Below are 25338 nucleotides of genomic sequence, written 5' to 3'. Positions count from 1 at the left end.
TCGCGCGCATGATGGCGCAGGAGGACGAGTTCGCGGCACTGATGCGCGAGGTTCCCCGGCAGCCGCAGCGACCTGCCGCCAGCGCCGCGCCGCGGCCGCAGCCCGCTGCCCCGCGTCCGCAAGCCCCGGTGGCGCCGCCGCGCCCGCAGGCCTCGCCGGCATCCCAGCCGCCGCGTGCGCCGTCGCCCACGGTGGCTTCCCCGGCCGCGCCCGCCTCGTCGCCGCGCCCGTCGCCGGGTTCCTTTGCGGCGCTGGCCGCCGAGGTATACAGCGAATCGGCGCAGCGCGCCGCCGCCCCGTCGCCGCGGGCCGAGCGTCCGTCCATCGATCCGGCGCCGCGCGATCCGGTGCCGCGCCAGCCTTATCCGAGCGATCCCTATGCGCGGGATGTGCGGCCGGCCGCCGCGCCGCGCCCGGCTGCCGCCGCGCCCGCCGCCGCGCCGCGCGCGCCGATGCCGCCCGCGCCGGCCCCGGTCTCCGCCCGGGCGCCGATGCCCGATCCGCGCCGGCCCGTCGAGCCGGCGCCGCCCGCGACCCCGGCGCCGCGGGCGCCCGTGCGTGCCGAGCCTGCCTTCGAGCAGCCGGCCGCTGCGCCGCCGCCGAGCTGGATGAGCCGCGCCAACCCGGCGCCGGTCGATCGCGACACCACCTTCGATCTCGGCCTCGACCGCGACGACGACGTCTATGACTATGGCCGCTCCTCCACCGACGACGACGCTTACGCCGCCGCCGGTGACGAGGAATACGGCCATGAGGCCGCCGCGGTGCCGCACCGCAGCCGCCGTCGCCTGCTGATGGCGGGTGCCGCGCTGGTGGTGCTGGTGGTCGGCGGCGCCGGCGCCTATGCGCTGCTGCGCAGCGGCGGCGGCACGAACGTCGCCGGCGGCCAGCCGCCGGTGATCCGCGCCGAACAATCGCCCAACAAAGTGGTGCCGGAGCCGACCAAGACGGCGGAGACGACCACGGACGGCCAGAAGCTGATCTATGACCGCGTCGGCGGCACCGGCTCGACCGGCAGCGAGAAGGTGGTCTCCAGCGAAGAGCAGCCGGTCGACATGTCGCAGGCGGCGCAGCCGCAGCCGCGCGTCATCGCCCCGGCGCCAACCCCCACCACGCCGATCGCCACCGCCGCTTCCGGCACCGAGCCGAAGCGGGTGCGCACCCTGACCGTGCGCGCCGATGGCAGCATCGTCGAGGGCGACCCCGCCCCGACGCCGACCCCGGCCATCGCCGCGACGCCGCAATCGCCGCAGCCGACCGCCTCGGCGCCGGCGGTGCTGAGCGCCGGCACCCCCGGCGCGGTCTCGACCAATCCGCAGCCGCTCGCTGCCACGCCGTCCATCGTGCCGAACGTGCCGCTGCCGCCGACCCGCGTCGCCGCCGCCCCGGCCCAGGCCGCGCCGGCCGCGAATGTGACGCAGACGCTGAATGCGGCGGCGAATGTCGCGCCCACGGCCAGCGGCGCCTATGTGGTGCAGATCGGCTCGCTGCCGAGCGAGGCGGACGCGCAGGCCATGCTGCGCAGCGCCCAGACGCGCTTCCCCTCCTTGCTGTCCGGCAAGCCGGCGGCGGTGCGGCGCGGCGACGTCTCCACCACCGGCGGCACCACCTATCGCGCGCAGATCGGCTCCTTCCCCAACCGCACCGAGGCGGTGAATCTGTGCGAGCAGCTGAAGGCGCAGGGCGGCAACTGCTTCGTCTCGCGCATCTGACGGCCGGGTAGACCGACATGACCGTCTCTCGCGCCTTCATCGCCGGCTGTGCCGGCTTCGCGCTCACCGCCGGCGAGCGCCGCTTCTTCGCGGAGGCGGCGCCTTGGGGGCTCATCCTGTTCCGCCGCAACGTCGAGACGCCGGCGCAGGTGGCGGCGCTGGTCGCCGACTTCCGCGCCGTGGTCGGCCGGGCCGACGCGCCGGTGCTGATCGACCAGGAGGGCGGGCGGGTGCAGCGGCTCGGCCCGCCGCACTGGCCGGCCTATCCGCCGGCCGGGCGCTTCGCCGCGCTGGCCGAGGCGGGCGACGTTGCCGCCGAGGATGCGGCGCGGGCCAATGCCCGGATGATGGCGGACGACCTCGCGGCGCTCGGCATCAATGTGGACTGCGTGCCCTGCGCCGATCTGCGCCTGCCGGAAGGCCACGGCATCATCGGCGACCGCGCCTATGGCGCCGAGCCGGCGCAGGTGGCGCGGCTGGCCCGTGCCGTGGCCGAGGGCATGGGCGCGCGCGGGGTGCTGCCGGTGCTCAAGCATATTCCCGGCCATGGCCGCGCCCGCGCAGACAGCCATGAGAGCCTGCCGGTAGTCGACACCTCCCGCGCCGAGCTCGAGGCCACCGATTTCGAGGCGTTCCGCCGGCTCGCCGACCTGCCCCTCGGCATGACCGCGCACGTGGTCTACACCGCCATCGATGCGGAGCGCCCGGCGACGACCTCGCGAAAGGTGATCGAGCAAGTGATCCGCGGCTTCATCGGCTTCGACGGCGCGCTGATGAGCGACGACCTCTCCATGGGCGCGCTCTCGGGCTCGCTGGCCGAGCGGGCGGCCGCCTCCTTCGCCGCCGGCTGCGACCTCGCGCTCCACTGCAACGGCAACATGGCGGAGATGGCCGAGGTGGCGGCGCACAGCCCGCTGCTGGCCGGCGAGGCGGCAAGGCGCTGCGCGGCGGCGCTGAAATGGCGCCCCGATGCCGCTGCGGTGGCGGCGGTTGCGGATTCCGCGGCGTTTTCGGGTATGATCGCGGCATCCTGAACGCCGCCCCGCACCCAAGCCGACGACCGCCATGGAACACAGCCCTCTCGCCTTCGAGGCGGACGACGCCCGCACGCCGGGCGAGGGCGCGCTCGTCGTCGATGTCGACGGCTTCGAGGGGCCGCTCGACCTGCTCTTGGCGCTGGCCCGCACCCAGAAGGTCGACCTCGCGCGCATTTCCATCCTGGAGCTTGCCGAGCAATATCTGCGCTTCGTCGAAGCGGCGCGGCGCGTGCGGCTGGAACTGGCGGCGGACTATCTCGTCATGGCGGCGTGGCTTGCCTTCCTGAAGTCGCGCCTGCTGCTGCCGGAACCGCCGAAGGAGGAGGGCCCGAGCGCGGCCGACCTGGCGCAGGACCTGACCGCGCGGCTGGCGCGGCTGGAGCGCATCCGCGCCGCCGCCGCGCATCTCGCCACCCGTGACCGCCTCGGCCATGAGGTGTTCGCCCGCGGGGCGCCGGAACCGCTGACCGGCGGGGCGCGGCCGGTCTATGAGGCGACGCTGTACGACCTGCTGGCCGCCTATGGCGCCCAGCGGCAGAAGATGGCGCTGTCGCAGGTGCGCTTCGCGCCCCGCAATGTCATCCCGCTTGCCGAAGCGCGCGAGCGGCTGGAGCGGATGATCGGCCGGCTGCACCCTGTCGGCGAATGGTCGCGGCTCGACGGCCTGCTGATCGACTGGTTCGTCGATCCGAAGATGCGGGCGACCATGCTGGCTTCCAGCTTTTCCGCCAGCCTCGAAATGGTCCGCGAGGGGCTGATCGACCTGCAGCAGAGCGAGGCCTTCGCGCCGATCTATCTCCGCCGTCGCGGGGACACCGAGCCGGGGCCCGCGCAGTGAGCGGAGCCGCCGGCGCACCGCAGCGCGACGTCCATCTTCGCCTCATCGAAGCGATGCTGTTCGCCGCCGGCGAGCCGCTCGACGAGGCGACGCTGGCCGCGCGGCTTCCGGAGGGGGTGGACCTGCAGCCCCTGCTGGCGCGACTCGCCGCCGACTATGCCGGGCGCGGCGTCAATCTGGTGCGGGTGGCGGGCAAATGGATGCTGCGCACCGCGCCCGACCTCGGCTTCCTGCTCGCCCGCGACAAGCCGGAGCCGCGCAAGCTGTCGCGCGCGGCGCTGGAGACGCTGGCGATCATCGCCTATCACCAGCCGGTGACGCGGGCGGAGATCGAGGAGGTGCGCGGCGTCTCCACCAGCAAGGGCACGCTTGACGTGCTGCTGGAAGCCGGCTGGGCGCGCATGCGCGGGCGCCGGCGCAGCCCCGGGCGGCCGGTGACCTATGGCACCACCGACGCCTTTCTGGTGCATTTCGGGCTGGAGGCGATACAGGACCTGCCGGGGCTGGAGGAATTGAAGGGCGCGGGCTTTGTTGACGCGCGCGTCACCGCCGGACTAACCGTGCCGCTGCCGAGCGACGATATCGCGCTGGCGGATGACGAGGATCCGCTGGAACCGGAACTCGATTTCGGCCTTGCGCCGGAGCCGGAGGCGATGGACGAGGTGCCGGAAGGCGAACGCGAGGACGAGGGATAGGCCCACGGTCTGGGCGAGGCTCAGATGTTCGGCTCGGGGCTGGGCTGGGCTGGGCTCCAGGGCCTGTGACAGGGATCAAGACGCGAATGGACGACGTGCCGACCCGCACCCCGGTCTCGCTGGCGAGCCGGCTGATCCTCGAGGGGGTGCATCACAGCTATGGCGCCACCAACGCCGCCGCCGGCATCGACCTCACCATCGAGCCCGGGGAGATCGTCTGCCTGCTCGGCCCTTCCGGTTGCGGCAAGACCACGCTGCTGCGCCTGATCGCCGGCATCGAGCGGCCGAGCGCCGGGCGCATCCTGCTCGACCGGCAGGTGGTGGCCGGGCCGGAGGCGTTCGTGCCGCCGGAGAAGCGGCAGATCGGCCTGGTCTTCCAGGACTATGCGCTGTTTCCGCACCTCAGCAATCTCGACAATGTCGCCTTCGGCCTGAAGGCGCTGTCCAGGGCCGAGGCGCTGGCCGAGGCGGGCCGGGCGCTGGAGCGGATGCGACTGGGGCGCTATGCTGCCGACTATCCGCACGCGCTTTCCGGCGGCGAGCAGCAGCGCGTGGCGCTCGCACGCGCACTTGTGACCCGGCCGGGAATCCTCCTGATGGACGAGCCGTTCTCCGGCCTCGACAGCCGGCTGCGCGGCAGCGTGCGCGCCGAGACCCTCGACGTGGTGCGCGATGCCGGGGCGACCTGCGTCATCGTCACCCATGACCCGGAAGAGGCGATGCGCATGGGCGACCGCATCGCGCTGATGCGGGCCGGACGGCTGGTCCAGCTCGGCACCCCGGAGGCATTGTACCGCAGCCCCTGCGACCTGTCGGCGGCGCGTTTCTTCTGCGAAATCAACGAAGTGAGCGGCAAGGTCTCCGGCGGGCGCCTGCACACGCCGCTCGGCAGCTTCCCGGCGCCGGCGCTGCGCGAGGGCGCGTTGGGGGTGGCGGCGATCCGGCCGCAGGGTATCGAGATGCGGGCCCCCGGTTCGGGTGTCGCCGGCCGGGTGCTGGAGCATCGGTTCCTCGGCGAACTTGATATGTACGAGGTGGCGGTGCAGGGATTCGACCGCCCGCTGCTGGTGCGGCGCCGCGCGACGGCCGGGCTGGGCGCCGGCCAGAATGTCGGCGTGCATATCGACATCGCCGAAGTTCTTGTTTTCGCCGCGGACGGACCTTAGATCACCTAGGGTAGGGCGGGCGCAGCTGACCGCGAAGTGACCAGTGCCCATCACGTGAGCAGGGACTACGCGAAAAAGCTGTTCCCACTTTTCCGCGCGATGCTCTAGTGTCCGGCCTCAGTTGCGACGCGCGCGCCAAGAGGGGCAGGCGTTTCGGTCCAGGGAGTTTCTGATATGGGTTCGTTGAGCATCTGGCATTGGATCATCGTGCTGGTTGTCGTGCTCCTCCTCTTCGGTCGCGGCAAGCTGTCCGAGCTGATGGGCGATGCCGCCAAGGGCATCAAGGCGTTCAAGAAGGGCATGGCCGACGACGATGAGACGCCGTCCAAGCCGGCCGAGCCGGTGCGCACGCTCGACCACCAGAGCAGCGTCGAGGCCGAGCGCAGCAAGGTCAGCTGACGGGCACGGCGGCTTCCCGGCCCACCAGGCCGGGGTAGGGCCTGAAAGCCGCAGCAGGGCGCGTCCACCGACGTGCCGGGCCGTGCGGCGCCGACAGGCCGGACGACGCGGACAGGCTATGAATCGCACACCATCGGATCGGGGAGGGCAGCCGTCGCGCTGCCCCGTCATCGTTCATGTTTGATATCGGCTGGTCCGAAATGCTGGTGATCGGCGTCGTGGCGCTGATCGTGATCGGTCCCAAGGAACTGCCCGGCGTGATCCGCAATGTCGGACGCATGGTGGGCAAGCTGCGCCGCATGGCCGGCGAGTTCCAGGGCACCTTCCAGGAAGCGCTGCGCGAGGCGGATCTCGCGGATGTGAAGAAGACGCTGTCCGGCTTCGCCGACGACACGCAGAACAGCATATCCAGCGTGCGCGACAGCGTGGCGGCCTCGATCCCGACCAATCCGCTGCACGATATCGAGCAGCAATTGAAGGACGCGGCGACACCGGTGGAGCGCAAGGATCTGCCGGCGCCCGCCGACCCGACCGCACCGCCGCCGGTGCCGGAGACGACCGAGCTCGAGCCGAACGCCTTCGAAAGCATCGAGGCCGAGATACGCGGCGCCGCCGACGCCATTGCCGAGGCGCCGCCGCAGCCGGTGACCGCCGCTGCGGTCGCCGAAGCGACGACGCCCGCCAGACCGGACGCGCCCGAGCCGGAAGTCGCCGAGGCGGTGGCCGATCTCGACCATCCGCCCGCCGCCGCACCGGCAGCCACCACCAAGACCGCCGAGGCCGATGCGGGTGCCGCCCCCGCCGCGCCGACCGGCGATGACGCGACGAAGGCGAAGGGCGGCGCAGCATGAGCCAGGACGATATCGACGCCTCCAAGGCTCCGCTGATCGAGCACCTGATCGAGCTGCGCTCGCGGCTGATCAAATCGCTGATCGCGTTCTTCATCGCCTTCTTCGCCTGCTTCATGCTGGGCAAGGCGATCTACAACATCCTGCTGTGGCCCTATGAGTTCGCCGCCGGCGGCTCGCAGAACGTCAAGCTGATCTATACGGCGCCGCAGGAATTCCTGTTCACCCAGATCAAGCTCGGCATGTTCGGGGCGGCGTTCATCTCCTTCCCGGTGGTGGCGACGCAGATCTACATGTTCGTGGCGCCGGGGCTGTACAAGCATGAGCGCGGTGCGTTCCGTCCCTATCTGATCGCCACGCCGATCTGCTTCCTCATCGGCGCCGCCTTCGTCTATTTCGTCGCCATGCCGCTGGCGATGAGCTACTTCATCTCCATGCAGCAGATGGCCGGGCCGGACTCGCCGGAAATCTCGCTGCTGCCGCAGGTCAGCGAATATTTGTCGCTGATCATGACGCTGATCTTCGCCTTCGGCATCTGCTTCCAGCTGCCGGTGATCCTCACGCTGCTGGCGCAGATCGGTATCGTCACCTCCGACCAGCTGAAGAAGTTCCGCCGCTACGCCATTGTCGGCGTGTTCGTCGCCGCCGCGGTGCTGACGCCGCCGGATGTGGTGAGCCAGTTCTCGCTCGCGATCCCGACCTTGCTTCTCTACGAGGTCTCGGTCTACCTCGTGCGCATCGTCGAGAAGCGGCGCGCGGCGGCGGCGGCGAAGGAAAACGCCGCCTAAGACACGGGTTTCGAGGGGCAACCTCCATGCACGACATCAAATGGATCCGCGAGGAGCCGAACGGGCTCGTCGACGCGCTGGTGCGGCGCGGCACCGACGAGGCCGAGGCGCAGGCGTTGGTCGACGGGCTGATCGCGCTCGACGCGCGCCGCCGCGACGGCATCGTCAAGCTGGAGGAGCTGCAGGCCCGCCGCAACGCCGCCTCCAAGGAGATCGGCGCCGCCAAGAAATCCGGCGACAACGCCCGCGCCGAGGCGCTGATGGCGGAGGTGAACGGTTTCAAGACCGAGATCCCGGCGATCGAGGAGGACGTGAAGGCGGCCGAGGCCGAGCTGAACGACACGCTCGCCGCCATCCCCAACGTGCCGCTCGCCGAAGTGCCGTTCGGCCGCGACGAGCACGACAACGTGCCGTTCGAGCCCGCTGCTCATGCGGAGATCGCGGGCTCGGCCCTCGCCATGCCGGCGATCCGCAACTACGCCTTTGCGCCGAAGCAGCATTTCGAGATCGGCGAGGCGCTCGGCCAGATGGATTTCGAGGCGGCGGCCAAGCTGTCCGGCGCTCGCTTCGTGGTGCTAAAGAAGCAACTAGCGCGCCTGGAACGCGCCATCGGGCAGTTCTTCATCGACACCCACACCGAAGAGCACGGCTATATCGAGGTGGCGCCGCCGGTGCTCGTCAAGGACGAGGCGATGTTCGGCACGGCGCAACTGCCGAAGTTTCGGGAGGATCAGTTTCCGGTAGTTAAGCGCGTGCCCAACAAGGAGGAGTTGATAGGAAGGTTGACGCGCGAAGCAGTAGATGCGCTGCGAAACCATCCCGATGCACGGCCGGAACAGAGTTTTCACCAGTTCGAGGCGATGATCCGGCGCAATCTTGAAGAAGGGCTGCGAGACGAGCAGCTCTGGCTCATCCCCACCGCTGAGGTGCCGCTGACCAACCTGGTGGCGCAGTCGATCCTCTCCGAGGACGAGCTGCCGCTGCGCTTCACCGCGCTCACCAACTGCTTCCGCGCCGAGGCGGGCTCGGCGGGGCGCGACACGCGCGGCATGATCCGCCAGCACCAGTTCAACAAGGTCGAGATGGTGTCGATCACCACGCCGGAGAAGTCGCTGGAGGAACAGGAGCGCATGCTCGCCTGCGCGCAGGCGGTGCTGAAGAAGCTCGGCCTGCATCATCGCGTCGTCACGCTGTGCACCGGCGACATGGGCTTCGCCTCCGCCCGCACCTTCGATATCGAGGTGTGGCTGCCCGGGCAGAACGCCTATCGCGAAATCTCCTCGGTCTCGACCTGCTCCGACTTCCAGGCGCGGCGGATGAATGCCCGCTACCGGCCGAAGGACAGCAAGGGTCCGCGTTTCGTCCACACGCTCAACGGTTCGGGCGTGGCGGTGGGGCGCGCCATGGTGGCGATCCTCGAGACCTATCAGAACGAGGACGGTTCGGTGAACGTGCCGGATGCGCTGGTGCCCTATATGGGCGGGCGCACCCGCATCGCGGCGAACTGATCGCCGCCGATTCTGCGCGTCGCGTCATCGCCGAGCCTGCCGTCAGGTGATATCGGGAGGGATGGCCGGGCGGGGCGATTCCGCCGGCCGTCCGCTTTCCGCCGCGACGACGAATGGACAGGCTATGCGCATCCTCGTGACCAATGACGACGGCATCCACGCGCCGGGGCTCGATGCCTGCGCCCGGATCGCCCGGGCGCTCTCCGACGACGTGTGGGTGGTGGCGCCGGAGTTCGACCAGTCCGGCGTGTCGCATTCGCTCTCGCTCTCCGACCCGCTGCGGCTGCGGCAGGTGGAGGAGAAGCGCTTCGCGGTGAAGGGCACGCCGACCGACTGCGTGATCATGGCGGTGCGGCACATCCTAAAGGACAGCAAGCCCGACCTCGTGCTCTCCGGCGTCAATCGCGGCCAGAACGTCGCCGAGGATGTCGGCTATTCCGGCACGGTGGCCGGCGCCATGGAGGGCACGGTGCTCGGCATCCCCTCCATCGCGCTCTCCCAGGCCTATGGGCTGGCCACCCGCCACGCGCCCTCCTATGCCGCGGCCGAGCATCACGGGCCGGCGGTGATCCGCAAGCTGCTGGAGGAGGGGATTCCGCCGGGGCTGCTGATCAACGTCAACTTCCCCAATCGGCCGCCGGAGGAGGTGGCCGGGGTGCGGGTGACGGCGCAGGGCAAGCGCAACCAGGAACTGCTGCGCATCGACGAGCGCGCCGACGGGCGGGGCAACCCCTATTTCTGGATCGCCTTCGAGCGGAGGATCTTCGAGACGGTGAACGGCTCCGACCTGCACGCGCTCGACCAGGGCTGCATCTCGGTGACGCCGCTGCGGCTCGACATGACCGACGAGCCGATGATGACCAAGCTGGCGCAGCTTTTCCACGGCTGATCCCGGCGGGCGATGCGAGAGGCGGCGGCTGTGGCGGGCGACATCGACGAGACCGAGGCGACGGCGCGGGCGGCACTGCTGCTCTCGCTGCGCCAGCGTGGCCTGCGCGACCGCAGCATATTGCGCGCCATGGAGCAGGTGCCGCGCCATTTGTTCATCGCATCGGCGTTTCGTCACCTCGCCTGGAGCGACCAGGCGCTGCCGATCGAATGCGGGCAGAGCATCAGCCAGCCGTCGCTGGTGGCGCGGATGACCGGCGCACTGGAGCCGGGCCCGCAGCACCGCGTGCTCGAAATCGGCACCGGCAGCGGCTACCAGACGGCGGTGCTCGCCCATCTTGCCGGCCGGGTGATCTCGCTGGAGCGCTTTCACACCCTGGCCGCCGAGGCTCGGGCGCGGCTGAAGGCGCTGGAACTCGCCAATGTCGATGTGGTGGTGGCGGATGGCCGCTATGGCTATCTCGCCACCTCGCCCTATGACCGCATCCTCGTCACGGCGGCGGTGCGCGAGGTGCCGCCGGCTCTGCTGGCCCAGCTTAACTATGGCGGCATACTGGTGGCCCCGGTCGGCGAGCCCGACGGTACACAGGTGTTGATGCGGATCGTCTCCACCCCGGAGGGGCTGGAGCGGCATGAACTCGGACGGGTGCGCTTCGTGCCGCTGCTACCGGGCGTAGCCGAGATTCTGTAGCGATTCCGCCACGCTTTCGCCGTTTCATGCGCCGCAGCGTGAGCGGACTTAAGCCGATGTTTACCTATACGAGCCTTTAATCGCACCTGTGTTTGGCGTGCGGGTGATGGTGCGATGCTCGGGTCTTGGATGCGTGAATCTTGGTCGGCTTCGGGTTCCCGGTCCTTTCTGCGGCTGACGGTCGTGGCGCTGCTTGGCGGCACGGCGGCGGCGTGCAGTTCGGATGTCGGCCGCTTCCAGAATCCCAATCAGAGCCCGTTCGCGGCGCAGTCGGCGCCGGCCTATACCGGCTCGATCGCCGCCGCGCCCACCGGGCAGGTGCAGTCCGCCCCGATGGCGGCTCCCTCCTATAATGCGCCCCGGCCGGTGGCGGCCGCGCCGCAGGGCTACGGCGCCGCGCCGGCTTACGGTGCCCCGCAGCCTTCCTATGGTGCCCAGCCGGGCTATGGCGCGCCGCAGACCTATGGCGCCGCGCCGCCCTCCTACGGCGCGCCGCAGCAGCCGCAGCAACTGGCGAGCGTCTCCCCGGCCCAGCAGCCGCTCTACGGCACCTATGCTGCGCCGGCCGCCGCCCCGGTGCGCCAGCCGGCGCCTGTCGCCGCGGCTCCCGTCCAGCCCCCACCGGTGCTGCACGCGCCGGCGGCGGTGAAGCCTTCCATGGCGGCCGCCGGCGCCGCGCATGTCGTCGCCTCCGGGGAGACGCTGAATTCGCTGTCGCGCCGCTACAACGTGCCGGTCTCGCAGATCGCCGCCGCCAACGGTCTCGACACCAATGCGCAGATGCGCATCGGCCAGAGCGTGGTGATCCCCGGCGCCAGCACCGCGACGCTGGCGGCCAAGCCCGCCGCCGCACCCGCTCCCCTCGCTGCCGCCAAGCCGGCAGCCACGACACCGGTGACCACCACCGCCGCCGCTCCGGCGCCGGCAGCGCCGACCGCCATTGCCGCGGCTCCCGCCGCTGCCAAGCCGGCGGTCGCAGCCAAGCCGGCCCCGGCCGTCGTCGCGGCGGCGCCGGTCGCGGCTCCTGCCGAGCCCAAGCCGCAGGTGATCGCCGCGGTGAAGCCGACCGAGCCGGTGGAAGAAAGCCGCACCGCGAGCGGCGTGCAGTTCCGCTGGCCGGTGCGCGGGCGTATCATTTCCGGCTACGGCCCGAAGCCGGGCGGGCAGACCAATGAGGGCATCAACGTCTCGGTGCCGGAAGGCACCTCGGTGAAGGCCGCCGAGGACGGGGTCGTCGCCTATGCCGGCAGCGAGCTGAAGGGCTACGGCAATCTGGTGCTGATCAAGCATTCCGACGGCTGGGTCACCGCCTACGCCCATAACAGCGCGCTCGACGTGAAGAAGGGCGACACCGTCAAGCGCGGCCAGGTGATCGCCAAGGCCGGCCAGACCGGCAACGTCAACTCGCCGCAGGTGCATTTCGAGATCCGCAAGGGCTCGCAGGCGGTCGACCCGTCGCAGTATCTCGCCGGTCTCTGATCACCGATCTCCGCTCGCCGGGGCCTCCGAACCCGGCCACTTGCACCGCGCCCGCCGCAAGGCCGGGCGCGGTTTTGTCTGACCTCGATCAGCGCTCGGTCAGCGGCACGCCGAGCCGTCCGGCGACATCCTGCACATATTGCCAGGCGGTACGGCCGGAGCGGGCGCCGCGCGTGGTCGACCATTCCAGCGATTCGCGGCGCAGCGTCTCGTCGTCGATCGGCAGGCCGAAGCGGGCGGCATAGCCGCGCACCATCTCCAGATAGTCGTCCTGCGAGCATTTGTGGAAGCCGAGCCACAGGCCGAAGCGATCGGACAGCGACACCTTCTCCTCCACCGCCTCGCCGGGATTGATGGCGGTGGAGCGCTCATTCTCCATCATGTCGCGCGGCAGCAGGTGCCGGCGGTTGGAGGTGGCGTAGAAGATGACATTGTCAGGCCGCCCCTCGATGCCGCCTTCAAGCACCGCCTTCAGCGACTTGTAGGAGGTGTCGTCGGCATCGAAGGACAGGTCGTCGCAGAAGACGATGAAGCGGAACGGCGCCGGGCGCATCAGGCTCATCAGCGCCGGCAGCGTCTCGATGTCCTCGCGGTGGATCTCGACCAGCTTCAGCGGCGGCAGGCCGTCGGCGACGAGACCGGCATTGACCTCGGCATGGGCGGCCTTGACCAGGGAGCTCTTGCCCATGCCGCGCGCCCCCCAGAGCAGGGCGTTGTTGGCCGGCAGGCCGCGGGCGAAGCGGGAGGTGTTGTCCACCAGCATGTCGCGGGTGCGGTCGATCCCCTTCAGCAGTTCCATCGCCACGCGGCTGACGCGCGGCACCGGCTCGAGGCGGCGTCCCTCCGCGTGCCAGACATAGGCGTCAGCGGCGGTAAAATCGACGGCAGCGGCGCCGGGCGGGGCGAGACGATCGAGCGCATCGGCGATGCGCGCGAGAACGGCTCCGAGATCGTCCGAAGTGTGGGTCATGTGGGGACTCCTTGACGGAGCCGGAATAGCCATCCCCGGCCGGCGACACAAGCACAACCGTAACGCGGGTTACTCCATTTCGCAGACGTGACGTCGCGGGGCGCTGACGGCGTTTGCAATCGGCAGGCGCGTCAGTATATTCCGCGCGCTTCGCCGGGCCTGTTGCCCGCCACGTTTTCGACGGACAAGGAACGCCTATGTTCATCACGCCCGCCTATGCGCAGGCCGCCGGCCCCGGCGGTACCGACATGCTGATGTCGCTGCTGCCCTTCGTTCTGATCTTCGTGATCATGTATTTCCTCATCCTGCGCCCGCAGCAGCGGAAGGTGAAGGCGCACCAGGAGCTGGTGAAGGGCGTTCGCCGCGGCGATACGGTGGTCACCTCCGGCGGCCTGATCGGCAAGGTCGCGCGGGTGGTGGACGATAACGAGATCGAGCTGCAGATCGGCGAGGGCGTGAAGATCCGCCAGCTGCGCGGCATGATCTCGGAAGTGCGCGCCAAGGGCGAGCCCGCCAAGGAGGACGGCGCCTCCTGAGGCGCCAGCTGTTCCGCAAAAGTTGAAAGATTTTTGCGTTGAGAACATGCTCCGGGTGATGGGATCGGGAGCGCCTTGCGGCGATCGGGCGCCTCCGCCCGGTCGGTAAGGGCTTCAGCGGCCCGCTTGAACGCGAGCGGCCGGAAAGAACGACATGCTCTATTTCTCCAAATGGAAAGCGCTGGCGATCGTGGTCTGCTCCGCGATCATCTGCCTCATGGTAGTGCCCAGCCTGTTGTCGCCGACCGCTTTCGAGAAGCTGCCGAGCTTCATGCAGCGCAAGATCGTGCTCGGCCTCGATCTGCAAGGCGGCTCCTACATCGTGCTCGAAGTGCAGCAGAACGACGTGCGCCAGACCAGGCTCACCCAGCTGCGCGACGATTCCCGCCGGCTGCTGCGCGACGCAAAGATCGGCTTCAGTAATGTCGCCATCCAGGGCGATGCCGTCATCGTGCGGCTGCGCGACCCGGCCGACTCTGACGCCGCGCTGACCAAGCTCCGCGAGCTGGCCCAGCCGATTGGCGGGGTGATGGCGGGCGGCGGCCAGCTCGACACCGACGTGTCGCTGAGCGGCGACACGCTTCGCGTCGCCCCGTCTGCCGCCGGCCTGCAGGCGCGCACCATCCAGGCGGTGTCGCAGTCCATCGAAATCATCCGCAAGCGTATCGACCAGCTGGGCACCACGGAGCCGTCGATCCAGCGCCAGGGCTCCGACCGCATCCAGGTGCAGGTGCCCGGCCTGCAGGATCCCTCGCGCCTCAAGGCGCTGCTCGGCCAGACCGCGCAGCTGACCTTCCGCCTCGTCGACACTTCGGTGAACCCGCAGCAGGCACTCCAGGGCCGTCCGCCGGCGGGCACGCAGGTGCTCACCTCACAGGACAACCCGCCGCAGCCCTACGTGATCGAGGACCGCGTGCTGGTCGCCGGCGAGGACCTCACCGACGCGCAGCCGAGCTTCGATCCGCAGACGCGCGAGCCGGTGGTGACCTTCCGCTTCAACACCAACGGCGCGCGGCGCTTCGCCGAAGCGACGCAGCAGAATGTCGGCAAGCCCTTCGCCATCATCCTCGACAACCACGTGATCTCGGCGCCGGTGATTCGCGAGCCGATCCTCGGCGGTTCCGGCCAGATCAGCGGCAATTTCAGCGTGCAGCAGGCGAACGATCTCGCCATCCTACTGCGCGCCGGTGCGCTGCCGGTGCCGCTGCAGGTGGTCGAGGAGCGCACGGTCGGCCCCGGCCTCGGCGCCGATTCCATCCGTTCGGGCATCGTGGCGTCCGTCGTCGGTGCCGCGGCGGTGGCGCTGTTCATGATCGCCACTTACGGCCTGTTCGGCGTCATCGCCGTGCTGGCGGTGGCGGTGAATGTCGGCATGATCTTCGGCATCCTCGCCATGCTCGGGGCGACGCTGACCCTGCCGGGCATTGCCGGCGTGGTGCTCACCGTCGGCATCGCGGTGGATTCCAACGTGCTGATCTATGAGCGCATCCGCGAGGAGGCCCGTGCCGGCCGCTCGGCGATCTCCGCCATCGATGCCGGCTTCTCGCGCGCGCTGGCGACCATCCTCGATTCGAACATCACCACCTTCATCGCGGCGGCGGTGCTGTTCTATATCGGTTCCGGCCCGGTGCGCGGCTTCGCCATCACCTTCGGCATCGGCATCATCACCACCGTGTTCACCGCCTTCACGCTGACCCGCCTGATGGCGGCTGTCTGGGTGCGCTGGAAGCGCCCCCAGCGCGTGCCGATCTGAGAAAGGCGAGCGTTTCCCATGCGTCTGCTCCGCATCGTTCCGGACGACACCACATTCGACTTCATGCGCTTCCGGCGCATCAGCTTCCCGATCTCGGCGCTGCTGTCGATCGTCGCCCTTGTCGCCTTCCTGACCGTCGGGCTGAATTTCGGCATCGACTTCAAGGGCGGCACGCTTCTCGAGGTGCGCTACCCCAACAACACGCTGGACATCGGCGACGTCCGCTCCAAGCTTGAATCGCTTGATCTCGGCGAGGTGCAGATCCAGGAGGTCGGCACCGATGGCGAGGTGCTGATCCGCGTCGCCCAGCAGCCGGGAGGCGAGAGCGCCCAGCAGGCGGTGGCCGGCAAGGTGCGCGCGGCGCTCGGCGATGCGGTCGAATACCGCCGCGTCGAGGTGGTCGGTCCCCGCGTGTCGCAGGAATTGCTCAGCTACGGCATTGTCGGCCTGATCGCCGCGGTGTTCTGCATCCTCGTCTATCTGTGGTTCCGCTTCGAGTGGCAGTTCGCGCTCGGCGCCTCGATCGCCAACTTCCACGACATCGTGCTGACCATCGGGTTCATGGCGATCTTCCAGATCGACTTCGACCTGACCAGCGTGGCGGCGCTGCTCACCATTCTCGGCTATTCGCTGAACGACACCATCGTCATCTATGACCGCATCCGCGAAATGCTGCGGCGCTACAAGAAGATGCCGATCGACGAACTGCTCAACCAGTCGATCAACTCGACGCTGTCGCGCTCGGTGATCACCCATGTGACGGTGACGCTGGCGCTGTTGTCGCTGGTGCTGTTCGGCGGGCGGGCAATCCACTCCTTCTCGGTGACAATGATGTTCGGCGTGGTGCTGGTCGGCACCTATACCTCGATCTTCATAGCCTCGCCGCTGCTGATCTATCTCGGCGTCACCACCCGCACCATGGCGGAGAAGGATGCCGAGGCGAAGGCCGCGAAGGTCGAAGGCAAGCCGCAGGAAGGCAAGCCGGCGCGGCCGTGATCTGACCCCATGCCGGAGCGCCGTGCGCGGCGCTCCGCACCCGGAGCCTCGACAATGGCCACGCCCGACGCCCATCTGCCCCGTCAGGTGCCGATTGACGGCTATGGCGCCGGCTTCTTCCATTTTGCCGGCATGGCCTCGGACGGCTCGATCCTCGCTTTGCCGAGCGGCATCCATGCCTGGCGGATCGCTACGGTCGGCGAGATCGACGTCGCCGCCCTGGCGCCGGTGCTCGCCGAGAATGCGGCCATCGACATGCTGATCATCGGCACCGGCGCGGAACCGTGGGCGGTGCCGGACGCGCTGCGCTGGCGGCTGCGCGACGCCGGCATCGGCATCGACGCCATGCCGACACGCGCGGCAGCCTCGACCTATAATGTGCTGCTGGCCGAGGGACGCCCAGTGGCGGCCGCCTTGCTGGCGCTGCGCTGAAGGCAGGGGTGCTGGAGCCTCGACGCTAGAGTATGGGCGCTGGAGTATGGGGCGCGGAGTATGGGTGCGGAGGGGCCGTCGTGAAGGAGGCGGGCGTGGAAGGACCGGACGCCGATATCGCCTATTGCACGCGGCTGGTGCGCGAGTTCGACCGCGACCGCTACATTGCCGGCCTGTTCGCGCCGGCGCCCGTCCGCGGGGCGCTGATGGCCCTGCATGCCTTCAACATCGAGGTCTCGCGGGTGCGCGAGGCGATCACCAATCCGCTCGCCGGCGAGGTACGGCTGCAATGGTGGAGCGACGCGCTGATCGGCGATGCCCGCGGCGACGTGAAGGCGAACCCGGTGGCGGCGGCGCTTATCGACGCCATCAACCGGCACAGCCTGCCGCGCCCGGCCTTCTTCGCGCTGATCGATGCGCGCATCTTCGATCTGTATGACGACCCGATGCCCAGCGTGAACGATCTCGAAGGCTATGCCGGCGAGACCTCCTCGGCGCTGATCCGGCTGGCGACGCTTGTCCTGACCGGGGCGGCGCCGGGCCGTGGCGGCGAGCGGGCGCTCGCCGACGCCGCCGGCCATGCCGGCGTGGCCTATGCGGTGACGGGGCTTCTGCGGGCCTTTCCCCACCATGCGCGGCGCGGCCAGTGCTATGTGCCGCTCGATTTGCTGAAGGCGCACGGGGTCGGCCCGGAGGCGGCGCTTTCGGGGCCGGCGACGCCGGGGCTGGTCGCGGCTCTGGCCGACCTGCGCAACCTGGCGCGGCGGCACTATGAGCAGGCGATGGCGGCGCTGGCCGGGGTCGATCCGGCCAATTACCCGGCCTTCCTGCCGCTGGCGCTGGTGCCGGGCGACCTCGCCCGCATGGCCGGCGCGCACGACCCGTTCACGCAGGTGCCTGCGGTCTCGGCGCCGGGGCGCATCTGGCTGATGTGGCGTGCCTCGCGCCGCTTCGGCGCGACGGCCGGGGCCTGAGCGGGGCTCGCCGGCTCAGGGGCGGTTATAGACGTCCTCGATGCGGACGATGTCGTCCTCGCCCAGATAGGAGCCGGTCTGCACCTCGATCAGCTCCAGCGGGATCTTGCCGGGATTGGCGAGCCGGTGCACGCCGCCAAGCGGCAAATAGGTCGATTCGTTCTCGCGCACCTCGAACACCCTGCCGTCCAGCGTGACCTCGGCGGTGCCCTTGACCACGATCCAGTGCTCGGCGCGGTGATAGTGCTTCTGCAACGACAGCCGCCCGCCCGGCTCCACGACGATCTTCTTCACATGGAAGCGCTCGCCGCGGCAGATGGTCTGGTAGCTGCCCCACGGGCGGTGCGCCTTGAGATGTTCGCTGGCGGCGTTGTGGCGCTCGGTCTTTAGTTGGGCGACCAGGCCCTTGACGTCCTGGGCGCGGTCGACCGGCATCACCAGCACCGCGTCCTCGGTGGCGATGACCGAGAGATTGTCGAGGCCGATGCCGGCGACCAGCGGGCCTTCCGAATGGAAGTAGGAATTGCGCGAATCGAGCAGGGCGACCGGCCCGCGTGTGACGTTGCCGGCCGCGTCGCCCTCGGCGAGCTCGTGCAGCGCGTCCCACGAGCCGACATCCGACCAGCGGAAGCGGCCTTCGACCACGGCGGCGCGCCGCGTGTGCTCCATCACCGCATAGTCGATCGATTTGGCGGGGGCGGTGGCGAAGGCGCCGGCATCGAGCTTGATGAAGCCGAGATCCTCGATCGCGGTCTCCACCGCGGCGCGGACCGCGGCGACCATGTCCGGCACGAAGCGGGCGGCCTCCTCCAGCAGCACGCTGGCGGGGAAGAAGAAATTGCCGGAATTCCACAGATAGCCCTCCACAACATAGCGGGTGGCGGTGGCAAGGTCCGGCTTCTCGACGAAGGCCGCGACCGGGCGGGCGCCGCCGGCGCCGGCCGGGCTGCCGGGCCGGATATAGCCATAGGCGGTGGATGGCTCGGTGGGGGTGATGCCGAAGGTGACGATCTGCCCCTCGGCCGCCGCCTGGGCGCCGGCGCGGCAGGCATCGAGGAACAGCGGTTCGTCGAGCACCACATGGTCGGCGGCGAGCGCCAGCACCAGGCAGTCTTCGCCATGCAGCTTCTGGGCGATGAGGGCGGCGGCGATCAGCGCCGGGCCGGAATCGCGCCGCATCGGCTCCAGCGCCACCGTGACCTCCATGCCGATCTCGGCGGCCTGGCGGCGGGCGAAGAAGCGGAAATCCTCATGGGTGAGGACGAGGGGCGTGGCGAAGAGCGAGCGATCGGCCACACGCTGCAGTGTCTGCTGATAGAGGGTGTGCGACCCGGTGAGCACCTGGAACTGCTTCGGCAGGCTGTCGCGCGAGACCGGCCATAGCCGGGTGCCGCTGCCGCCGGCGAGGATCACGGGGACAATCGGAGCGGGGCTCGGCATGAAAAGGATCTCCGACAGGCATGGCCGGCGCACGCCGGGCGCCGATGGGGCGGGCGCAACGCGCGTGACGGCCGCAGCGCCGCAGGGGTGGCGACGCCGCGGCACCATGCCGGATTTCCGACCGGCGGCCAAGCCGAACTCCCGAACGATATCTCGCCCGCAGGGCGGCCGGGAACCGGCCTTGCGGCCGCGCGTTGTGGACGACGGGCGGGGCGGACGCAGAGGCGGGTCAGCGGTGAACATCCAGCGGGGTACGGTCGGCGAGGCGGGGCCGGCGGCAGGTCAGATCGCCGGCCATCTCCCCCAGACCAGCCTGCGTGTTTCGGCGGCCTCGGCGCGGGCCGGGCGCAGCGATCTCATCTGGCTGCGGCTGTCGCAACTGGCGATCATCACCCTGGCCGCCCTGGCCCTGGCCGCATTGCTGGTGGTGGCGCGGCCGGTGCTGATCCCGATCGTCGCCGCGGTGATCATTGGCAGCGTCATCGGCCCCTTCATCGAGGCACTGGCGCGGCGGGGCATCCCGTCTGCGGTGACGGCGGTGCTGATCGTGACCGCGATCACGGCGGGGTTCTACGGCGCCGCGACGGTGCTGGCCGGGCCGCTGGCCGAATGGATCGAGCGGGCTCCGGAAATCGGCGAGACGCTGCGCGACCGCTTCGCCACGCTGCGGCCGGCGGTGCAGCGCATCCTGTCCTTCGTCGAGGCGCTCGAATCGATCGGTCGCGCCGCCGAGCCGCCGATGTCGGTGACCATCTCCGATTCGCGCATGCTGGAAAGCGTCATCGGGCTGGTGACGCCGGCGATCGGCGGGTTCATCCTGTTTGTCGGCTCGCTGCTGTTCTTCCTCGCCGGGCGGATCCAGATCAAGCGCAAGGTGGTGCAGGCGATCGGCCCGCGCGCCGGGCGGCTGACGGCGCTCCGGGTGTTCCGCGAGATCGAGGCACGGCTCGGCACCTATCTGGTCACCGCCACCTTCATCAATGCCGGCCTCGGGGTGGCTACCAGCCTGCTCGCCTGGGCGCTGGGGCTGCCGACGCCGGTGATGTGGGGGGTGCTTGCCGGGGTGCTGAATTATATTCCCTATGTCGGGCCGGCAGCGATGACGCTGATCCTCGCTTTGGTCGGCATCGTCAGCTTTCCCGGCCTGTTCGAGGGGTTGCTGCCGGCGGCGCTGTTCGTGGTGGTCACCTCCATCGAGGGGCATTTTCTCACCCCGATGATCGTCGGGCGGCGGGTGTCGCTCAATCCGTTCGCGGTCTTCCTGTCGATGGCGCTGTGGACCTGGCTGTGGGGCCCGATCGGCACCTTCCTGGCGGTGCCGCTGCTGATCGCCGCGATGGCCCTCGCCGATGCGCTGCTGGCGACCCGCCGGCCGCAGCTTCCCGGCTGAGTTGGGGGACTGTCCACAGGCTGCCGGGAAGGGGGCCGACAAGGGTGCTTGACACCCCGCCGTGGCTGCCTTAACACCCGCCGCACTCGACGGGCGGTCCACACAGTGACCCGGTCGTTGGGGGTGTAGCTCAGTTGGTTAGAGCGCCGGCCTGTCACGCCGGAGGTCGCGGGTTCGAGCCCCGTCACTCCCGCCACTTTGACTGACGATCCCGCGACAATCGATCCCGCCAGCCTCTCCGACCCCTCTCGGGTCGCCTAACGACGCGCGACGCTGCGGATCGCCGCCTTGTGTACACTTTCGCGGACTTGTGCCCCGCAAGGCGTGGTAACTTTGTCTTCATGAACACAAACATCGAAGTCAGGGCTCGGGCGCTGTGCGCGGCGGATTTGTCTGCGCGCGTGCCGCCTGTCGATCTCAACCGGGTGGTCGACCGGCTATGGCCGGTCGTCGCCCGCGAGATCCAGGGCAATGTCATGGATTCGGGGGCGGACAGGCAGCCCCCGGACCTCGCCGCGCGCATCGCCGAATATGAGCGCCTGCGCGGGGCAGGGTAGGCAGACGAGGCGGTCTTCGCCAGAGCGGCGCGCCGACGCCCTCGCACACTGGCTCAGAAGCCGGCGAGAAGGGTCTGCCGCTCGCGGGCGGCTATCTCGTGCAGCACATCGATGAAATCGGCGACATTGGCCGAAGGGGTCTCCCCACGGCGGGTGATGATGCCGAGCGGGCCCAGCTGGTTCGGCAGCTCGATCGGCAGCCGCTTGAAGGTATAGCGGCCGACGCCCTCCATCAGGATCGATTTCGGCAGGCAGGCGATCATGCCGGCCTCGCGCACCAGATGCAGGGTGGCGAAGATCGAGGTGGTCTCGACCAGGTTGTTGAGCGTGCCGACCCCGGCCTCGACGAAGGCGCGGTCGATGAGCTGGCGCATCGGGCTGGTCTTCTGCTGCAGCACCCAGGGCATGTGGGCGGTCTCGCCGAGGGACAGCGATGCCACATCGGCGAGCGGGTGCTGCGCGGCGACGAAGATCCACAATTCCTCATGCGCGAGCGGCTCAAGATCGAAGGCCAGCGCGTTGCTCGGATCGGTGAAGCGGCCGAGCGCCATCGAAATCTCGTTGCGCTCCAGCGCGTCGAGCAGAATGTCGCTGGTGGCGGCAAGCAGCTGAATGGTCATCAGTGGGCGCCGGCGCTTCAGTTCGGCGATGGCCTTCGGCAAAAGGCCGGGCGTGGTCGCCATGATGGCGCCGATGGCGAGGGCGCCGAAACCGCCGGCTTTCAGATTGTCCAAGCCGTCGGCGAAGCTGCCGGCCTCGCGCAAGGTACGGGCGGCATAGTCGGCGACGAAGGCGCCGATCTCGGTCGGCAGCATGGCGCGGGATGTCCGTTCGAACAGCCGCACGCCGAGAATGGTCTCCGCGTCCTGAAGGATTTTCGAGGCCGCCGGCTGCGTCATGTTCATCTCGGCGGCGACGCGGTGCAGGTTGCCGCCACGGGCAAGCAGATCGATGAGCCGCAAATGCCGGAAGCGCAGCCGCGTCGCCAGCGCGGCGAAGGAGGAGGACACCATCTGCCGATAACCTGATGGAATTGGTCAAGTCGAAGATTTCATTATCAAGTTATCGAGGCAGCCGCTACGGAATCCGACCCAAGAAAGTCCTCCAGCCTCAAGGCTGGCGAAACTCAGGGAAGGAGCGTTCGGGATGAAGCTTGTCCGTTACGGCGAACCGGGAGCGGAGCGCCCCGCCATCCTCGACGCGCAGGGCGTGCTGCGCGATCTCACCGGCATCGTGCCCGACATCGGCGGCGCGACGCTGCTGCCCGAGGGGCTCGCCAGGATCGCCGCGCTCGACCTCGCCGCGCTGCCGAAGGTCGAGGGGGCGCCGCGCATCGGCGCCTGCGTCGGGCAGGTCGGCAAGTTCATCTGCGTCGGCCTGAACTACACCGACCACGCCGCCGAATCCGGCATGGCGATCCCCGACGAGCCGGTGCTGTTCATGAAGACCACCAGCTGCATCGTCGGCCCCAATGACGACGTCGAGATTCCCCGCGGTTCGGAAAAGACCGACTGGGAGGTCGAACTCGGCATCGTCATCGGCAAGACCGCGAAATACGTGTCGAAGGAAGACGCCTACGCCCACGTCGCCGGCTATTGCGTGATCAACGACGTCTCCGAGCGCCACTTCCAGCTCGAGCGCGGCGGCCAGTGGGACAAGGGCAAGGGCTGCGACACCTTCGGCCCGATCGGCCCGTGGCTGGTCACCACCGACGAGATCCCCGACCCGCACGTGCTCGACATGTGGCTGGAGGTCGACGGCAAGCGCTACCAGAACGGTTCGACCCGCACGATGATCTTCGACGTGCCGACCATCGTTTCCTATTGCAGCCAGTTCATGAGCCTGCAGCCGGGTGACATCATCTCCACCGGCACCCCGCCGGGCGTCGGCCTCGGCCAGAAGCCGCCGGTCTATCTCAAGGCCGGCCAGACCATGCGCCTCGGCATTTCCGGCCTCGGCGAGCAGCAGCAGACCACCGTTCCGGCGGCGTGAAGGAATTAGCCAGATGAACAAGCTCGACCTCGCCGGCCGCGTCGCCATCATCACCGGCGGCGCTCGCGGCATCGGCTACGCCACCGCCGAGCGCATGCTCGCCTCCGGCGCCTCCGTCGCGCTGTGGGACATCGACGCCGCCCGTCTCGACGAAGCGGCAGCGGCCCTCGCCACGCTCGGCAAGGTATCCACCCATGTGGTGGAACTGACCGACGAGGCCTCCGTCACCGCCGCCGCCGAGGCGACGGCAAGCGCGCATGGCAAGATCGACATCCTCGTCAACAATGCCGGCATCACCGGCGGCAACGGCAAGCTGTGGGAGCTCGATACCGAGACCTGGCGGCGGGTGATCGACGTCAATCTCGTCGGGCCGTTCCTGACCTGCAAGGCGGTGGTGCCGCATCTCCTGAAGAACGGCTGGGGGCGCATCGTCAACGTCGCCTCGATCGCCGGCAAGGACGGCAATCCGAACGCCTCGCATTATTCGGCGTCGAAGGCCGGGCTGATCGGGCTGACCAAGTCGCTCGGCAAGGAGCTGGCGACCTCGAACATCCTCGTCAACGCCATCACCCCGGCGGCGGCGAAGACCGAGATCTTCAACCAGATGAAGCAGGAGCACATCGACTTCATGCTGTCGAAGATCCCGATGAACCGCTTCCTGGCGGTCGACGAGGCGGCAGCGCTGATCTCGTGGCTGTCCTCCGAGGACTGCGCCTTCTCCACCGGCGCCGTGTTCGACATCTCCGGCGGTCGCGCCGTCTACTGAGGCGTCGCCGGGCGACCGGCGGCTCCTTCAACAATAGCAAGATCGCAGCGCCGGGCCGCTCCCGGACGCAATGGCGGCGTATGTCCATCTAACAAGGGAGGGCGCCCGCATGGTCGCGCAGACACCGACTCTACTCTCGACCATCAGCAAGGTCACGAAGCGGCTGCTGCCGTTCCTGCTGCTGATGTACATCCTCGCCTTCCTCGACCGCGCCAATGTGGGCTTCGCCAAGGCGGCCTTCCAGGCCGATACCGGCATCTCCAACGCGGCCTTCGCCTTCGGCGCCTCGATCTTCTTCCTCGGTTACGCGCTGTTCGAGGTGCCTTCCAACCTCATCATGCACCGTGTCGGCGCCAAGATCTGGATGGCGCGCATCATGGTGACCTGGGGCCTGATCTCGGCGGCGATGATGTTCGCCCATAACGAGACCACCTTCTACATCCTGCGCGTGCTGCTCGGCATCGCCGAGGCCGGCTTCTTCCCCGGCGTGATCCTGTATCTCACCTACTGGTTCCCGTCCTTCGCGCGCGGCCGGGCCATGGGCCTGTTCTATTTCGGCGCCCCGCTGGCCTTCATCTTCGGCTCGCCGCTGTCCGGCCTGCTGCTGGAGTTCAACGGCTTCGGTGGCCTGCATGGCTGGCAGTGGATGTTCATGGTCGAAGGCCTGCTCGCCTCGGTGGTCGGCGTCTGGGCCTATTTCTACCTCGACAACAAGCCCGCCGATGCCAAGTGGCTGACGGCGCAGGAGAAGACCGTCCTCCAGGACGCGCTCAACGCCGAAGACAACGTAAAGCAGTCGCACGGCCCGCGCGGCACGCTCGCCGCGCTGAAGAACGGCCGCGTGCTCTATTTCTCGCTGATCTACTTCATCATCCAGATGAGCGTGTATGGCGTGGTGTTCTACCTGCCGACGCAGGTCGCCGGCCTGCTCGGCACCAATGTCGGGCTCACTGTCGGCATCGTGACCGCCATTCCGTGGGTCTGCGCGATGCTGGCCACCTATTACCTGCCGCGCCTTTCCGACCAGACCGGCGAGCGGCGCCTGTTCGCCGGCGGCATCCTCGTCGTCTGCGCGGCCGGCATCGCCGCCTCGGTGGCCTCGGGCTCGCCGCTGCTGTCGATGATCGCGCTGTGTTTCGCCGCGGCCGGCTTCATCTCGGTGCAGCCGATCTTCTGGACCCTGCCGACCGGCTATCTCGGCGGCGTCGCGGCGGCGGGCGGCATCGCGCTGATCAACTCGCTGGGTTCGCTCGGCGGCTTCGTGGCGCCGAACGTCAAGAACTGGGCCGAGGCCACCTTCGCCTCGACGTCCGCCGGTCTCTACCTGCTGGCCGGCACGACGCTGGTCGGCGCCATCCTCGTCTTCGCGCTGGCCGCCATCGGCGTCGGCCGCGAGGCCCGCTCGGGAGCGGCGGCCACCAGCCGCTGAGTGCTTCTCATCTAACCGCGGCCGTCGCTGAAGCGGCCGCGGCTTCCTTCTACT

Annotated in this window: 25 protein-coding genes and 1 tRNA gene; 23 read left to right on the top strand and 3 right to left on the bottom strand. The window is 69.2% G+C overall.

The genetic code is table 11. From position 1 onward, the window contains the following. Nucleotides 1-8: 8 nt before the first annotated feature. From J2X65_RS15370 to J2X65_RS15315, 12 genes are all read left to right on the top strand, one after another. Nucleotides 9-1712, top strand: coding sequence for an SPOR domain-containing protein (locus tag J2X65_RS15370; protein WP_310202527.1), 1704 nt, complete (start codon nucleotides 9-11; stop codon nucleotides 1710-1712). A 17-nt stretch (nucleotides 1713-1729) separates the two neighbouring features. Then, nucleotides 1730-2746: a beta-N-acetylhexosaminidase gene (gene nagZ, locus J2X65_RS15365; protein ID WP_310202525.1), complete on the top strand. Its 1017-nt coding sequence runs from the start codon at nucleotides 1730-1732 to the stop codon at nucleotides 2744-2746. A gap of 31 nt (nucleotides 2747-2777) precedes the next feature. After that, nucleotides 2778-3587 carry a ScpA family protein gene (locus J2X65_RS15360; RefSeq protein ID WP_310202524.1) on the top strand — a complete coding sequence of 270 codons (810 nt, stop codon included), beginning with the start codon at nucleotides 2778-2780 and terminating at the stop codon, nucleotides 3585-3587. Nucleotides 3588-3640: 53 nt separating this feature from the next. Next, entirely contained in the window at nucleotides 3641-4282 is a 642-nt protein-coding gene (gene scpB / locus J2X65_RS15355) for an SMC-Scp complex subunit ScpB (protein ID WP_310202770.1), read from the top strand. An 86-nt stretch (nucleotides 4283-4368) separates the two neighbouring features. Next, the gene (locus J2X65_RS15350; protein WP_310202522.1) at nucleotides 4369-5448 is read left to right on the top strand and encodes an ABC transporter ATP-binding protein; all 1080 of its coding nucleotides are present in this window, start codon (nucleotides 4369-4371) and stop codon (nucleotides 5446-5448) included. Nucleotides 5449-5622: 174 nt separating this feature from the next. Beyond that, the gene (locus tag J2X65_RS15345) at nucleotides 5623-5847 is read left to right on the top strand and encodes a twin-arginine translocase TatA/TatE family subunit (protein ID WP_310202520.1); all 225 of its coding nucleotides are present in this window, start codon (nucleotides 5623-5625) and stop codon (nucleotides 5845-5847) included. A gap of 176 nt (nucleotides 5848-6023) precedes the next feature. After that, nucleotides 6024-6698, top strand: a complete 675-nt coding sequence (tatB, locus tag J2X65_RS15340) for a Sec-independent protein translocase protein TatB (protein ID WP_310202518.1) — start codon at nucleotides 6024-6026, stop codon at nucleotides 6696-6698. Next, the gene (tatC, locus tag J2X65_RS15335) at nucleotides 6695-7483 is read left to right on the top strand and encodes a twin-arginine translocase subunit TatC (protein ID WP_310202514.1); all 789 of its coding nucleotides are present in this window, start codon (nucleotides 6695-6697) and stop codon (nucleotides 7481-7483) included. Before tatB ends, tatC begins: the two co-directional genes overlap by 4 nt. 26 nt (nucleotides 7484-7509) lie before the next feature. Continuing rightward, entirely contained in the window at nucleotides 7510-8991 is a 1482-nt protein-coding gene (gene serS, locus J2X65_RS15330) for a serine--tRNA ligase (RefSeq protein WP_310202512.1), read from the top strand. A 124-nt stretch (nucleotides 8992-9115) separates the two neighbouring features. Beyond that, entirely contained in the window at nucleotides 9116-9880 is a 765-nt protein-coding gene (gene surE, locus J2X65_RS15325; protein WP_310202510.1) for a 5'/3'-nucleotidase SurE, read from the top strand. A gap of 30 nt (nucleotides 9881-9910) precedes the next feature. After that, nucleotides 9911-10570 (top strand): protein-L-isoaspartate(D-aspartate) O-methyltransferase, encoded by a 660-nt coding sequence (locus J2X65_RS15320; RefSeq protein ID WP_310202506.1) that lies wholly within the window; start codon nucleotides 9911-9913, stop codon nucleotides 10568-10570. 183 nt (nucleotides 10571-10753) lie between these two features. Further along, nucleotides 10754-12049 carry a peptidoglycan DD-metalloendopeptidase family protein gene (locus tag J2X65_RS15315; protein ID WP_310202504.1) on the top strand — a complete coding sequence of 432 codons (1296 nt, stop codon included), beginning with the start codon at nucleotides 10754-10756 and terminating at the stop codon, nucleotides 12047-12049. Nucleotides 12050-12137: 88 nt separating this feature from the next. Here J2X65_RS15315 and J2X65_RS15310 read toward each other — a convergent pair whose 3' ends face one another. Beyond that, nucleotides 12138-13019: an ATP-binding protein gene (locus tag J2X65_RS15310; RefSeq protein ID WP_310202503.1), complete on the bottom strand. Its 882-nt coding sequence runs from the start codon at nucleotides 13017-13019 to the stop codon at nucleotides 12138-12140. 197 nt (nucleotides 13020-13216) lie between these two features. Between J2X65_RS15310 and yajC the strand changes: the two genes are divergently transcribed. From yajC to J2X65_RS15285, 5 genes are all read left to right on the top strand, one after another. After that, the gene (gene yajC, locus J2X65_RS15305) at nucleotides 13217-13555 is read left to right on the top strand and encodes a preprotein translocase subunit YajC (protein ID WP_310202502.1); all 339 of its coding nucleotides are present in this window, start codon (nucleotides 13217-13219) and stop codon (nucleotides 13553-13555) included. 154 nt (nucleotides 13556-13709) lie between these two features. After that, a complete protein-coding gene (gene secD / locus J2X65_RS15300) occupies nucleotides 13710-15308 on the top strand; it encodes a protein translocase subunit SecD (RefSeq protein ID WP_310202501.1) in 1599 nt (532 codons plus the stop codon). A gap of 18 nt (nucleotides 15309-15326) precedes the next feature. Then, on the top strand, nucleotides 15327-16304 hold the full coding sequence (gene secF, locus J2X65_RS15295; protein WP_310202499.1) for a protein translocase subunit SecF: 978 nt from the start codon (nucleotides 15327-15329) through the stop codon (nucleotides 16302-16304). Nucleotides 16305-16358: 54 nt separating this feature from the next. Then, nucleotides 16359-16736: an Mth938-like domain-containing protein gene (locus J2X65_RS15290; RefSeq protein WP_310202497.1), complete on the top strand. Its 378-nt coding sequence runs from the start codon at nucleotides 16359-16361 to the stop codon at nucleotides 16734-16736. A 32-nt stretch (nucleotides 16737-16768) separates the two neighbouring features. Continuing rightward, nucleotides 16769-17710, top strand: coding sequence for a phytoene/squalene synthase family protein (locus tag J2X65_RS15285; protein WP_404977723.1), 942 nt, complete (start codon nucleotides 16769-16771; stop codon nucleotides 17708-17710). Nucleotides 17711-17725: 15 nt separating this feature from the next. Here J2X65_RS15285 and J2X65_RS15280 read toward each other — a convergent pair whose 3' ends face one another. Then, nucleotides 17726-19150, bottom strand: coding sequence for a mannose-1-phosphate guanylyltransferase/mannose-6-phosphate isomerase (locus J2X65_RS15280; protein WP_310202493.1), 1425 nt, complete (start codon nucleotides 19148-19150; stop codon nucleotides 17726-17728). 235 nt (nucleotides 19151-19385) lie between these two features. Between J2X65_RS15280 and J2X65_RS15275 the strand changes: the two genes are divergently transcribed. The 3 genes from J2X65_RS15275 to J2X65_RS15265 all read left to right on the top strand — a co-directional run bounded on the left by J2X65_RS15275 (nucleotide 19386) and on the right by J2X65_RS15265 (nucleotide 21097). Next, nucleotides 19386-20540 carry an AI-2E family transporter gene (locus J2X65_RS15275; RefSeq protein ID WP_310202491.1) on the top strand — a complete coding sequence of 385 codons (1155 nt, stop codon included), beginning with the start codon at nucleotides 19386-19388 and terminating at the stop codon, nucleotides 20538-20540. 119 nt (nucleotides 20541-20659) lie between these two features. Then, a tRNA-Asp gene (locus J2X65_RS15270) sits at nucleotides 20660-20736 on the top strand. 145 nt (nucleotides 20737-20881) lie between these two features. Next, nucleotides 20882-21097 carry a hypothetical protein gene (locus J2X65_RS15265; protein ID WP_310202489.1) on the top strand — a complete coding sequence of 72 codons (216 nt, stop codon included), beginning with the start codon at nucleotides 20882-20884 and terminating at the stop codon, nucleotides 21095-21097. A gap of 53 nt (nucleotides 21098-21150) precedes the next feature. On the opposite strand, the gene J2X65_RS15260 is transcribed toward J2X65_RS15265, so the two are convergent. Beyond that, entirely contained in the window at nucleotides 21151-22110 is a 960-nt protein-coding gene (locus J2X65_RS15260) for a LysR family transcriptional regulator (RefSeq protein WP_310202487.1), read from the bottom strand. Between the two features lie 133 nt (nucleotides 22111-22243). On the opposite strand from J2X65_RS15260, the gene J2X65_RS15255 reads away from it, so the two are divergent. The 3 genes from J2X65_RS15255 to J2X65_RS15245 all read left to right on the top strand — a co-directional run bounded on the left by J2X65_RS15255 (nucleotide 22244) and on the right by J2X65_RS15245 (nucleotide 25284). Then, on the top strand, nucleotides 22244-23089 hold the full coding sequence (locus J2X65_RS15255) for a fumarylacetoacetate hydrolase family protein (protein ID WP_310202485.1): 846 nt from the start codon (nucleotides 22244-22246) through the stop codon (nucleotides 23087-23089). Between the two features lie 13 nt (nucleotides 23090-23102). Beyond that, nucleotides 23103-23855 carry an SDR family NAD(P)-dependent oxidoreductase gene (locus tag J2X65_RS15250; protein WP_310202483.1) on the top strand — a complete coding sequence of 251 codons (753 nt, stop codon included), beginning with the start codon at nucleotides 23103-23105 and terminating at the stop codon, nucleotides 23853-23855. A 109-nt stretch (nucleotides 23856-23964) separates the two neighbouring features. Then, a complete protein-coding gene (locus J2X65_RS15245; protein ID WP_310202481.1) occupies nucleotides 23965-25284 on the top strand; it encodes an MFS transporter in 1320 nt (439 codons plus the stop codon). Nucleotides 25285-25338: the final 54 nt, after the last annotated feature.

It is taken from the genome of Ancylobacter sp. 3268, assembly GCF_031456575.1.
Classification (GTDB): Bacteria; Pseudomonadota; Alphaproteobacteria; order Rhizobiales; family Xanthobacteraceae; genus Ancylobacter.
The sequence above is the reverse complement of the archived record's forward strand: the minus strand, read 5'-3'. Positions and strand labels throughout refer to the sequence as shown.

What these genes read in the sequence shown, in the direction of transcription:
- J2X65_RS15280 (WP_310202493.1), bottom strand. Translation starts at nt 19,150, where the DNA reads ATGCCGAGCCCCGCTCCGATTGTCCCCGTGATCCTCGCCGGCGGCAGC.
- J2X65_RS15245 (WP_310202481.1), top strand. Translation starts at nt 23,965, where the DNA reads ATGGTCGCGCAGACACCGACTCTACTCTCGACCATCAGCAAGGTCACG.
- serS (WP_310202512.1), top strand. Translation starts at nt 7,510, where the DNA reads ATGCACGACATCAAATGGATCCGCGAGGAGCCGAACGGGCTCGTCGAC.
- J2X65_RS15345 (WP_310202520.1), top strand. Translation starts at nt 5,623, where the DNA reads ATGGGTTCGTTGAGCATCTGGCATTGGATCATCGTGCTGGTTGTCGTG.
- J2X65_RS15255 (WP_310202485.1), top strand. Translation starts at nt 22,244, where the DNA reads ATGAAGCTTGTCCGTTACGGCGAACCGGGAGCGGAGCGCCCCGCCATC.
- tatC (WP_310202514.1), top strand. Translation starts at nt 6,695, where the DNA reads ATGAGCCAGGACGATATCGACGCCTCCAAGGCTCCGCTGATCGAGCAC.
- J2X65_RS15250 (WP_310202483.1), top strand. Translation starts at nt 23,103, where the DNA reads ATGAACAAGCTCGACCTCGCCGGCCGCGTCGCCATCATCACCGGCGGC.
- surE (WP_310202510.1), top strand. Translation starts at nt 9,116, where the DNA reads ATGCGCATCCTCGTGACCAATGACGACGGCATCCACGCGCCGGGGCTC.
- secF (WP_310202499.1), top strand. Translation starts at nt 15,327, where the DNA reads ATGCGTCTGCTCCGCATCGTTCCGGACGACACCACATTCGACTTCATG.
- J2X65_RS15350 (WP_310202522.1), top strand. Translation starts at nt 4,369, where the DNA reads ATGGACGACGTGCCGACCCGCACCCCGGTCTCGCTGGCGAGCCGGCTG.
- J2X65_RS15360 (WP_310202524.1), top strand. Translation starts at nt 2,778, where the DNA reads ATGGAACACAGCCCTCTCGCCTTCGAGGCGGACGACGCCCGCACGCCG.
- tatB (WP_310202518.1), top strand. Translation starts at nt 6,024, where the DNA reads ATGTTTGATATCGGCTGGTCCGAAATGCTGGTGATCGGCGTCGTGGCG.
- nagZ (WP_310202525.1), top strand. Translation starts at nt 1,730, where the DNA reads ATGACCGTCTCTCGCGCCTTCATCGCCGGCTGTGCCGGCTTCGCGCTC.
- J2X65_RS15370 (WP_310202527.1), top strand. Translation starts at nt 9, where the DNA reads ATGATGGCGCAGGAGGACGAGTTCGCGGCACTGATGCGCGAGGTTCCC.
- scpB (WP_310202770.1), top strand. Translation starts at nt 3,641, where the DNA reads ATGCTGTTCGCCGCCGGCGAGCCGCTCGACGAGGCGACGCTGGCCGCG.
- yajC (WP_310202502.1), top strand. Translation starts at nt 13,217, where the DNA reads ATGTTCATCACGCCCGCCTATGCGCAGGCCGCCGGCCCCGGCGGTACC.
- J2X65_RS15290 (WP_310202497.1), top strand. Translation starts at nt 16,359, where the DNA reads ATGGCCACGCCCGACGCCCATCTGCCCCGTCAGGTGCCGATTGACGGC.
- secD (WP_310202501.1), top strand. Translation starts at nt 13,710, where the DNA reads ATGCTCTATTTCTCCAAATGGAAAGCGCTGGCGATCGTGGTCTGCTCC.
- J2X65_RS15260 (WP_310202487.1), bottom strand. Translation starts at nt 22,110, where the DNA reads ATGGTGTCCTCCTCCTTCGCCGCGCTGGCGACGCGGCTGCGCTTCCGG.
- J2X65_RS15310 (WP_310202503.1), bottom strand. Translation starts at nt 13,019, where the DNA reads ATGACCCACACTTCGGACGATCTCGGAGCCGTTCTCGCGCGCATCGCC.
- J2X65_RS15285 (WP_404977723.1), top strand. Translation starts at nt 16,769, where the DNA reads ATGGGCGCTGGAGTATGGGGCGCGGAGTATGGGTGCGGAGGGGCCGTC.
- J2X65_RS15265 (WP_310202489.1), top strand. Translation starts at nt 20,882, where the DNA reads ATGAACACAAACATCGAAGTCAGGGCTCGGGCGCTGTGCGCGGCGGAT.